At 70.0% G+C, this 10,300-nt stretch carries 7 protein-coding genes and 1 pseudogene; 2 read left to right on the forward strand and 6 right to left on the reverse strand.

Going from position 1 to position 10,300, the window contains the following annotated elements:
- Positions 1-62: 62 nt before the first annotated feature.
- The 3 genes from ACGF5G_RS14030 to ACGF5G_RS14040 all read right to left on the reverse strand — a co-directional run bounded on the left by ACGF5G_RS14030 (position 63) and on the right by ACGF5G_RS14040 (position 3,163).
- Positions 63-1,217 (reverse strand): S8 family peptidase, encoded by a 1,155-nt coding sequence (locus tag ACGF5G_RS14030; protein ID WP_393262577.1) that lies wholly within the window; start codon positions 1,215-1,217, stop codon positions 63-65.
- Positions 1,218-1,553: 336 nt separating this feature from the next.
- Positions 1,554-2,393 carry an aminoglycoside phosphotransferase family protein gene (locus ACGF5G_RS14035; protein WP_393262581.1) on the reverse strand — a complete coding sequence of 280 codons (840 nt, stop codon included), beginning with the start codon at positions 2,391-2,393 and terminating at the stop codon, positions 1,554-1,556.
- A gap of 5 nt (positions 2,394-2,398) precedes the next feature.
- Positions 2,399-3,163, reverse strand: coding sequence for a response regulator transcription factor (locus ACGF5G_RS14040; RefSeq protein WP_357463641.1), 765 nt, complete (start codon positions 3,161-3,163; stop codon positions 2,399-2,401).
- Between the two features lie 587 nt (positions 3,164-3,750).
- On the opposite strand from ACGF5G_RS14040, the gene ACGF5G_RS14045 reads away from it, so the two are divergent.
- On the forward strand, positions 3,751-4,959 hold the full coding sequence (locus ACGF5G_RS14045) for an MFS transporter (RefSeq protein ID WP_393262583.1): 1,209 nt from the start codon (positions 3,751-3,753) through the stop codon (positions 4,957-4,959).
- Between the two features lie 85 nt (positions 4,960-5,044).
- On the opposite strand, the gene ACGF5G_RS14050 is transcribed toward ACGF5G_RS14045, so the two are convergent.
- Both ACGF5G_RS14050 and ACGF5G_RS14055 read right to left on the reverse strand, forming a co-directional pair.
- Positions 5,045-6,682: a BCCT family transporter gene (locus tag ACGF5G_RS14050; RefSeq protein WP_393262586.1), complete on the reverse strand. Its 1,638-nt coding sequence runs from the start codon at positions 6,680-6,682 to the stop codon at positions 5,045-5,047.
- A gap of 459 nt (positions 6,683-7,141) precedes the next feature.
- Positions 7,142-7,762 (reverse strand): L-threonylcarbamoyladenylate synthase, encoded by a 621-nt coding sequence (locus tag ACGF5G_RS14055; RefSeq protein WP_393262589.1) that lies wholly within the window; start codon positions 7,760-7,762, stop codon positions 7,142-7,144.
- A 289-nt stretch (positions 7,763-8,051) separates the two neighbouring features.
- On the opposite strand from ACGF5G_RS14055, the pseudogene ACGF5G_RS14060 reads away from it, so the two are divergent.
- A pseudogene (locus tag ACGF5G_RS14060) lies at positions 8,052-9,157 on the forward strand (IS630 family transposase).
- A 115-nt stretch (positions 9,158-9,272) separates the two neighbouring features.
- Here the strand turns inward: ACGF5G_RS14060 and ACGF5G_RS14065 are convergent.
- Positions 9,273-10,145: a hypothetical protein gene (locus ACGF5G_RS14065; protein ID WP_393262591.1), complete on the reverse strand. Its 873-nt coding sequence runs from the start codon at positions 10,143-10,145 to the stop codon at positions 9,273-9,275.
- Positions 10,146-10,300 lie beyond the last annotated feature (155 nt).

The following is a 10,300-nucleotide window of genomic DNA, read 5'->3' on the forward strand; positions in this document are numbered from 1 at the left end:
GGCCTGGAGCGGCGCGTGGGGTGGCCGGCAGGTGCCGGCCACCCCACGCGTCTGTGGGACGGTCAGAGGCCGCCGGTGAAGACCAGCCGGTTGGGCGTGCCGGCCAGGTCGCCCTGGACCACGCCGGTGGTGGCGTTGCCGACCAGCCAGCTGTGCAGGGTGGCCTGGGAGGCGTCACCGTTCACGCTCTTGTAGAGCGCGGCGATGCCCGCGACGTGCGGGGTGGCCATCGAGGTGCCGTTGAAGACGGCGGTGGTGTTGTTCGGTTGGGTCGACAGGATCGCCGAGCCGGGAGCGTAGAGGTCGACGCAGGCGCCGGTCGAGGAGTAGCTGGCCCGGGCGTCGGTGTTGGTCGACGCGGCGACGGCCACCGCGGCGGTCACCGCCCGGGGCAGCCGATCGCACGAGTCCGCGCCGGTGTTGCCCGCCGAGGTGGCCAGGAAGACACCGGAGTTCATCATCCCGGTGATCGCGGCGGCCATCGTGTCGGAGTAGGTCCAGTTCCACGAGGTGTTGGCCACCGCCGGCTTCGCCGCGTTGGCGGTCACCCAGTCGATCGCGGCGATGGTGGCCGAGGTCTTGCCCGACCCCTGGCAGTTGAGGATCTTCACGGCGTGCAGCCGGACGCCCTTGGCCACCCCGTACGTCTTCGAGCCGATCGTGCCGGCGACGTGGGTGCCGTGCCCGTCACAGTCGGTGTTGCGCCGGTCGATGGCGTTGTAGTCGAAGCTCGCCCGGCCCTCGAAGTCCGGGTGGGTCACGTCGATGCCCGAGTCGATGACATAGGCGTGCACGCCGGAGCCGGTGGCGGTCGTGGTGTAGCTGTTGGACAGCGGCAGCGTGCGCTGGTCGACCCGGTCCAGGCCCCAGGACGGCGGGTTGGCCTGGGTGCCCTCGGCGACGCCGTCGAGCCAGGCGTCCTGCTCGACGGCGAGCACCGCGGGATCGCGGCGCAGCGCCTGCACCTGCCCGGCGGTCAGCTCGGCGGCGAAGCCGTTGACAGCCCGTTCGTAGACGAACCGCGGGTTGACCGACAGGGCACGGGCGATGCCACGCGGTTCGGCGCCCGGGCGCAGCCGGACGATGTACTCGCCGGGCACCGGCCGCACGCCGGGCGCGGCGGACGCCGCGTTGACCGGTGCGGACGACGTGGACGCGGGTGCCGCCGCAGCCGGTACGGCGACCAGGGTGCAGCCCGCCGCCACCAGCGAAGCCATCAGGACTCTTGATCTCACATTGCCTCCCAGACTGACCCGGTGTCATCACTGGATGACGCCGCGGTGAAGAGGCACGCTAGTCGGAGCACTGTCGAGCGTCAATGCCTTCCTCGCCCTGCGGACCGGAGGGCAGGTGGCCGACGACCGGTCGTGACATCGACTGTCGCGTCCGGCCTGGCGACGCCGGCCGGGGAAGGCGGTGGACACGGTGGCGGCGGGTGAGCCCCGCCGCCACCGCACGCTCAGCAGACCTGGCGTCGGCGTAGCCGGCACCACCTGCCACCAACCGTGAACGTTCCCCCGCGACAAGCGCCACCGAGCCCGACGGAGCAACGACTAGTATTCGCCACGCCCGAAGGCGGCCAGCTCCGCGGAGTGGCCGGGGTTACTGACGTACGTCGCCCCGATCGGGGCGGTCACCCGGCACCACATGTCCAGCCGTTCCACGTCGATGCCGGCCGCCGCGGCCAGCTCGTCGCGCCGGCGCAGCATCTCCGCGCGGTCCAGGCCCTCCAGCACGTAGTCGACCGCGTCGAAGCACGGGTCGCCGGCGCAGGCCATCGGGTCGATGGCGACCAGACCCTTCGCGCCGCCGCTGAGCACGTTGCCCAGGTGCAGGTCGCCGTGCAGCAGCACGGTGTCGGTGGGCACCGCGAACAGGTCGTCGCGCAGCCGCTTCGACCCGGCGAGGTCGGCGCCCCGCCGCACCGCCGAGTTGAACAGCACGTCGATCCAGTCCTCCAGCCGCCGCGGCGCGGCAGCCGGGTCCCCGGCGCCGTGCAGGTCGTTGAGGAACGCGGCGTACTCCCGCGGCGACGGCGGCTGCGGCATCTTCTCCACCAGCGTGCCCGGGTGGATCGACTCCAGCAGCACGGCGCCCTTGGCGGCCGCCAGCACCGCCGGCACCCGCCCGCTGGGCGCGAACTGGCGCAGCATGTCGACCTCCTCCCGTACGGCGTAGCTGTCGGGCGACAGTTTCAGCACCGCGTCGCCCTGCGGGCCGCGGCACCGGAACACCACCGAAGAGTTGCCGGACTTGAGCCGGTCGCCGAGGTCGAGCTGCCACTGTGCGACGAGCTCGTCCAGGCGCTGGGGCAGCGTGCCGACCCAGCGGTGCGCCGCCTTGCCGAACCGCGGCTCCAGCCGGCTCGCGATCGCTTCCAGATCCAGGGTCATCCCGCTCACCTCTCCATCGATCGCGCGCCGGCGCAGGCGGCCGAGCCGCCCACCCCCGGCAGGGACATGGCGCCACGCCTACGCGCCAGCGGTACGCCGCCACCGGACACCGTGTCGAGACTCGACCCGTACGGCCCGGGGCGCTCCAGCCTGGCCTTGCGGGCGACCTCGATCGCCTCGTGCCGGTCCGACACGTTCAGCTTGCTGAAGATGGTCGAGATGTGGTTGCTGACCGTCTTCGGCGAGAGGTTCAGCCGCGTGGCGATCGCCACGTTGCGCATGCCCGACGCGATCAGTTCCAGCACCTGCCGCTCACGCGTCGTCAGCTCCGGGAAGAGCTGCTGGTTGCGCGGCTCGCGGCCCAACCGCCCGATGAGTTGGTCGGCCACCCGGGGGCCGAGGATCACCTCGCCCGTCGCGATGCCCCGGATCGTCCGCACGATGCCGTCGCCCGGGCAGCTCTTGAGCACGTAGCCCCGCGCACCCGCCCGCATGGCCGCGAAGACCGCACCCTCGTCCTCCACCGCGGTGAAGACCAGCACGGCGGTCGAGGGCGACATCCGGGCGATCTCCTGCAGCGTCACCCCCACCTGGAAGCCCGGCAGCTCGATGTCGAGCACGAGCACGTCGGGGCGCAGCGACGCCGCGCATGTCATCGCCTCCCGCGTGGTCCCCGCCTCGGCGACCACGCTGACCTCAGCCGAGGAGGACAGCAGGGCATGCAGGCCCCTGCGTACCACCGGCTGAGCGTCGGCCAGCACCACCGTCACGGTGCGAGGCTTCGCCTCGCCCGCGACACTTCCCGGGCTCCGCCTCATCGTATGAGCCAGTTCCGAGGTCGAGCCAACGCTGACCATTACGACACCTCACCCCGTCCTAACCGGCCCGCGACGCCTCCCTTCCGGAGGCGTCGCGGAAGCGCCGACCTCCGCGTCGGCGTGAACATCTACTGACGGCGAACAGAACAACACATGAAGTCAGTCGGACGGAAGCCATGTCAATCTTCTGACGTATTTTCCGAAATCAATTTAATACGACCATCCGGTACCCTTCTCGGCCGACGGAGCAGCCCGCGACAGACCGGGAATGCCGGGACGATGTACCCGCAGGTCCCGCCTCCGGGCCGCACGCCGGGGACGCACCGCCCGCCCGGACCAGGCCGGGCGCCTAGCGCACCGCGCCCCGGACGTCCAGCGGGAAAGTTCCCTGCCCACCCGGGAAGTCGTCCCGACCCCGGTCCGCCGAACGCCCTGCCCCGCCCGGCTTCGCCGCGGCGAGGATTGACGCCGGCCGCTCCACCACACAAGGATGTGCGAATATGCCCTTGTCACGAATGATTGATTTTTCATCCCGTTTGGTGCCGACCGACCCGCTGCGCAGGAAACTGATCGCGATCCGGCTGGCCGAATCGATCGGCAAGGGAGTCTTCCTCAGCGGCAGTGTCGTCTACTTCACGCTCCGCGTCGGCCTCGACCCCAAGCAGGTCGGCCTGGGCCTGTCCGCCGCCGGCCTGTCCGCCTTCATCTCGTCGGTCGTGTTCGGCGTGATCGCCGACCGGGTGGGGGCGCGCAGGCTGCTCGTCATGCTGTTCGCCGCGCTGACGGTGGGCTTCGGGCTCTACGCCCTGGTGGACAACGCGATCCACTTCTTCGCCCTGGTGGTCGCCGTCGGCTTCATCGAGTACGGCACCGGCCCGACCAACGGGGCCCTCGTCGGCAATCTCGTGCCCGCCGAGGAACGGGTCAAGCTCAAGGCGATGATGCGATCGGTGTTCAACATCGGCTTCAGCATCGGCATCGGCGTGGCCGCCGTCGCCGCGCTCGACCAGCGGCTGCTCGTGCTGATCCCACTCACCACCGCCGCGCTCATGGCCAGCGCCGCGCTGCTGGTCACCCGCCTGCCCGACGTGCCGTCGCGTCCCGTCCCGGTGGGCTTCAAGCGCTTCGCCGCCGTACGCGACCCGCGCTTCCTCTCCGTCATCGGCGTCTCGACGGTGCTCGCCTCCCACGTCACCGTCATCCTGGTCACGATGCCGCTGTGGGCGCTCAACCGCACCTCGCTGCCACACTTCCTGATCCCGTTGCTGCTCATCTTCAACACGGTGTTCGTCATCCTGTTCCAGGTACGGGCCAGCCGGGGCGCGGACACCGTGGAAGGGGCCGGCAGGCTCGCGCGGCGCTCCGGCTACTGGCTGGCCGGCGGCTGCACGGTGATCGCGGTGACGGCCCTGGACGACAACGTGGTGCTGGTCTCCGTCGCGATCGTCGCCGCGGTGCTGATCCTGTCGGTGGCCGAGGTGATGCAGGCCGCCTCGGGTTGGGGTCTCGCGTTCGGCCTCGCCCCCGAGCACGCGCAGGGCGAGTACCTGGGCGCGTTCGACCTGCACGTGATCACGCAGAACATCATCGGACCGGCCGTGCTGTCCGGCCTGGTCATCGCGTTCGGCTTCTGGGGCTGGCTCGGCATCGCGGTCGCCGCGCTGGTGGCGGCGGCGCTGATCATCCCGGTCGCGCACCGCAGCCAGGCCACCCTCGTCCCGGAAACGGCCTCCGCGACAAGCCCGTGAACAGCGGCCCGACCACCGAAACGGCCAGCACCACGCGGCCGCGGGCCGACCCCGGTGTGGGGACGGCCCGCGGCCGCGTGATGGGTCAGGAACGGTCGGGGTCCGCGTGCTCCGGCCGCGCGGCGGCGGCCACCAGGGCCCGGATCTCCGGGGCCATCGTCGCGCTGAGGGGTTCGCGACGCAGCTCGCGCAGCAGCCCGGCGACCATGCCGACCATCACGAACAGAAACGGCAACGCGGCGAGGATGGTCAGCGACTGCAGGGCGGACAGGCCACCGGCGAGCAGCAGCACGGCGGCCACCAGGCCGGTCAGGATGCCCCACATGGAGACCAGCCATGCCCTCGGTTCGAGGTTGCCGCGCGAGGAGAGCGTGCCCATCACCACCGAGGCGGCGTCGGCCCCGCTGACGAAGAAGAGGGCCACCAGCACCATCACCAGGATCGCGGTGACGGTGAAGAGCGGGAACTCCCGCAGGACCGCGAAGAGCGCGGCCTCCGGGCTCTCCGCCACGGCGGCCGAGAGGTCGGTGCCGCCGAGTTGCAGGTCGATGGCGGTACCGCCGAACACCGAGAACCAGGCGAAGCTGACCAGGCTCGGGATGGCCACCACACCGAGGACGAACTGGCGGATGGTGCGGCCCCTGGAGATGCGGGCGATGAACGCGCCGACGAACGGGGTCCAGGAGATCCACCACGCCCAGTAGAAGATGGTCCAGCCCGCCATCCACTTCTCGCCCCCGAAGGCGCCGGTGCGGAAGCTCATCGGGATGAGGTCGTTGAGGTAGCCGCCGGTCGAGGCGGTGAGGCTGTTGAGGATGAAGACCGTCGGGCCCACCACGAGCAGGAAGAACATCAGCGCCACCGCGAGCACCATGTTGGTGTTCGAGAGGAACTGGATGCCGCGCTTGACGCCGGTCACGGCGGACACCACGAACGCCACGGTGAGCACCGCGATGATCCCGATCGCCAGCGGGGTGGACTTCGGCACGCCCCAGAGGTTCGTCAGGCCGCTGTTGATCTGCAAGGCGCCCAGCCCGAGGGAGACCGCCGATCCGAACAGCGTCGCGAAGATCGCGAAGATGTCGATGGCCTTGCCGGGGCCCCGGTTGGCCCGTTCTCCGATGAGCGGGAAGAAGGCGCTGCTGATCAGGCCGCGCCGGCCCTTACGGAAGGTGAAGTAGGCCAGCGTCAGACCCACCACCGCGTAGATCGCCCACGGGTGCAGCGCCCAGTGGAAGAACGAGTACTCCATGGCCACGCGGGCGGCCTGCTGGGAGTTCGGTTCGGTGAGACCGCGCGGCGGGGTCCCCAGGTGGGACAGCGGCTCGGCGGCGCCCCAGAACATCAGGCCGATGCCCATGCCGGCGCTGAACATCATCGCCACCCAGGAGACGGTGGAGAACTCCGGCTTCTCGTCGTCCCGGCCGAGCTTGATCCGCCCGTACCGGCTGGACGCCAGCCAGACCGACAGCACGACGAAGGCGGCGCTGGCCAGCACGAAGACCCAGCCGAACGCCCTGACCACCCAGTCGAGCGCCGCGCCGGTGACCGACGCCAGGTTGTCGGTGGCCACGATGCCCCACACGACGAAGAGCACGGACACCGCGGCGGCGATTCCCAGCACCGTCCGGTCGACGTCTCCCGGGCGGCGGCCCGGCTGGACTGGCGCTTCTCCTAACGGGGTGTTGTTGTCAGTTGACGTACCTGTGGCGGGCACGGCCATGGTCTGTGGACCTCCGTGGGCTCGCGGGAACGCAGGCCGCGGTTCCGGCGCTGTTTCTCCGCCGGTGGGCCCGCAGTTCCGATTTGTCCCGACCTGGGTCAGCGGTCCGGGAACTCGGGATGGTGTCTCCGGTTCATAGGCGATCTTGCGTCAATGACGAACGTACGTGCGGTTCGTCGGGGCTCGACCGCCACTGACGCCGGCGACGGGCCGCAATCACTCTGGGTGTCAATCTTGGAGGAGACCCTGCGATCTCATGACAGTCCCATGACAAGACCGGCGAAACGTCACGGACCGTGGACGAGGGCGGTCTCACGGCCTCGCCCGGTGACACGCGCAGCAGCGCCATCGTGATCAGGCCGGACGCGCCTTCCATTTTTGCAAGCTGTCGTGCCGGCCGCGCACGCCGCGGAGGGAAAGCCGACGGGTAGGTGGACGCCGATCAGGGCGGCGGTGAACTCACGCGAAGCGGGACGGGTCCCCCGCCCCCTCGCGTAGGATCTCCGGCTCGGGTTGCGACAGGTCGACCACGGTCGTCGGCTCCTTTCCGCAGTCGCCGGCGTCGATCACCGCGTCGAGGACGTGGTCCAGCCGTTCCTTGATTTCCCACCCCTGGGTCATCGGCTCGTCCTCGTCCGGCAGGATCAGGGTGCTCGACACCAACGGCTCGCCGAGTTCGGCCAGCAGCGCCTGGGCGACCGTGTGCCGGGGGACGCGTACGCCCACCGTGCGTTTCTTGGGATGCAGCAGCCGACGCGGCACCTCACGGGTGGCGGGCAGGATGAAGGTGTAGCTGCCCGGGGTGCATGCCTTCACCAGGCGGAAGACCGAGTTGCTGACCTGCACGAACTGACCGAGCTGGGCGAAGTCCCGGCACACCAGCGTGAAGTGGTGCCGTTCGTCCAGTCGCCGGACCTCCCGGATCCGATCCAGCCCGGCCCGGTTGCCCAGCCGGCAGCCGAACGCGAAACACGAGTCCGTCGGGTAGGCGACCAGCCCGCCGTCCCGGATCAGGTCGGCGACCTGGCGGAGGACCCGGGGCTGGGGATTGTCCGGATGCACGTCGTAGTACCTCGCCATACGCCGAGACTAGTACTTCAGCCGACGCCGCCATCGTTACCATCGATGTTGGTGGTCGGGTGGTCGGATGGTGGTGATCAGGTGTGCCGCCGCTACCGCGACCGTCCCCACGGGTTGCGTTCGACCCAGTCGCCAGCAGACCGCCGTGCTCATGGCGCCTCCGGCCGCCCATCGCTGCATTTCACGCCAAGGGCGATCTCTAGTGCCGTGACCACGAACGTTCACCGTGTTGGATAACACGCCGTCTGGCCTGCCGGCCCGGCAGTCTGGTGGCACTCAGGCTGTGGCGGTGGCAGAACCCGTCGTACGGCGGCTCAGTGACCAGGAGGGTCAGCAGCTGCTGAAGATCACTCGTAGAGGTACCGGCTCGCCGATTCGGTTACGGCGGGCGATGGTCGTGTTGGCGTCTGCCGGCGGGAATACGGTGCCGGCGATCGCTCGCCTCGTTCAGGCGGACGAGGACACGATCAGGCAGGTCATCCACCGGTTCAACGAGATGGGAATGGCCAGCCTGGACCCTCGGTGGGCGGGTGGCCGTCCCCGCCAGATCAGTCCTGACGAAGAGCAGTTCATCGTCGAAACGGCCAACAGCCGCCCCAAGAAGCTGGGGCGGCTGTTCACCCGGTGGAGCATCCGCAAACTCGCCGACCACCTCTGCTTGCATCCCACCCGACGGGTCCGGGTGGGCCGGGAACGGCTGCGGCAGATCCTGCACCGGCACCGGATCACCTTCCAGCGGACCAAGACGTGGAAGGAGTCCACCGACCCGCAGCGCGATGCCAAGCTCGCCCGGATCGAGTACGTGAGCAGCCACTTCCCGCAGCGAGTGTTCGCGTTCGACGAGTTCGGGCCCCTGGTGGTCCGCCCGCAGGCAGGGCCGGGCGGGCGCCGGCCGGGCACCCGCACCGGCTGCCCGCGAACTACCACAAGCTGCACGGGGTCCGGCAGTTCCACGGTTGTTACTCCGTCGGTGACGACCAGCTCTGGGGCGTCGTCCGGCGCCGTCAGAGCGTCGCGAACACCCTCGCCGCGCTCAAGTCGATCCGGGCCGTGCGTCCGGACGGGGCGCCGATCTACGTGATCCTGGACAACCTGTCCGCGCACAAGGGCTCGAAGATCCGCAGGTGGGCGGCCCGGAACAAGGTCGAGCTCTGCTTCACCCCGACCCACGCCTCCTGGGCCAACCCGATCGAAGCCCAGTTCGGGCCACTACGCACCTTCGTGATCGCCGGCTCGAACCACCCCGCGTTGACCCGGAAACTGCAGGCCTACCTGCGCTGGCGCAACGCCAACGCCCGCCACCCCGACGTACTGGCCGCCCAACGCCGCGAACGCGCCCGCATCCGCAGCGAACGACAACGACACTGGGGCCAACCCGCCACTCGCGCAGCCTGACCCCAACACCGTCAACGTTCGTGGTCAGAGCACCAGCCGGCCCGTGGGCCTCGGCGGGCCACTGTGCCCCACGCCGATCCGACGTGGTGGAGCGCCCGGGCCCGGCGTCGTCGGGTCAGTAGCCTTCGAATTCACTCACGGCGTCGGGGTGGGCGAAGAAGGCGCCAGGATAGCGCGGCGGGTACCGCAGGGCGACGTCGCGGTCATCGGGCGGAAAGGCCCGATTGATGCCGAGTGCCACCTCGTAGCCGCCGTGGAGGAGTAGCTGTTTCGCTCCCGGAATGTACTCGTTCTCGACCTGATACCGCAGCTCGGTGAACTTGGCCCGCACCGCGTTGCCGAGCGCCACCAGATTCAGGGCCTCGGGACCGCCGTCGACCCCTGCTTGAAGCGCTCTGGTGAGGGTGCTCGTGAATGGGTCGATCTCGCTCCCGAACAGCATTACCCGGCCAGCGCCCAGCAGCGACAACTGTGGGCCGTGCCAGTGACCGGCCGGTGGGTCCGGCAGGGTGAAGTGCCGCGCGGCGATCTGCGGGGAATCGCAGTCCAGCAGGACGACGAGTCGGGTGGCCGCACTGTTCCTCATCAGGTCGGCGACCCTCCTGAGCACGGACCGCCGGCTGCCCGGATCCTCGGTCCACTGCTCCGCGCCCTCGGGGGTCTCCCAGTGTTCCGGGCCGGTCGCGGCGTAGGAGAACAGCAACGTGTCCGACGCCGCCGCCGCGGCCCGGCGCACGGCGTCGATCACCGCGTCGGGGGACTCCCCGCGCACGAGCTGTTCGGTGTGCGCTTCGAGGAAGGGCGTACCGATGTTCGGGGAGACGAGGGTGCGGGCCAACGCCCTGGTCGCCTCCACCGCCGACTCGTAGCCGTGGCCGAAGCCATGGTCGGCGTCGGGGTCGGGGTTGTCCCGGCCGACGAGGACGGCTCGGGAACCGGCGAGGACGGGCAGAAGCGGATGTCGTCGCGGGGTCGCGTCGGCTGTCATCACTCCATTCTGGAGACCGAGAGCCGGCCAGTCGATGTCCCCGGCCGTGTCGGCGCCGGGGGGGGGTGTCCCTATGGGTTTCGTCAAGCTGTGATCGGCGGTGTGGGGCGGGGCTGGTAGGGGATCTTGTCGCGGAGCATGGCGAACAGGACGTC

Origin of the sequence: Micromonospora sp. NPDC047730, assembly GCF_043204765.1 — a bacterium.
Taxonomy (GTDB): Bacteria; Actinomycetota; Actinomycetes; order Mycobacteriales; family Micromonosporaceae; genus Micromonospora.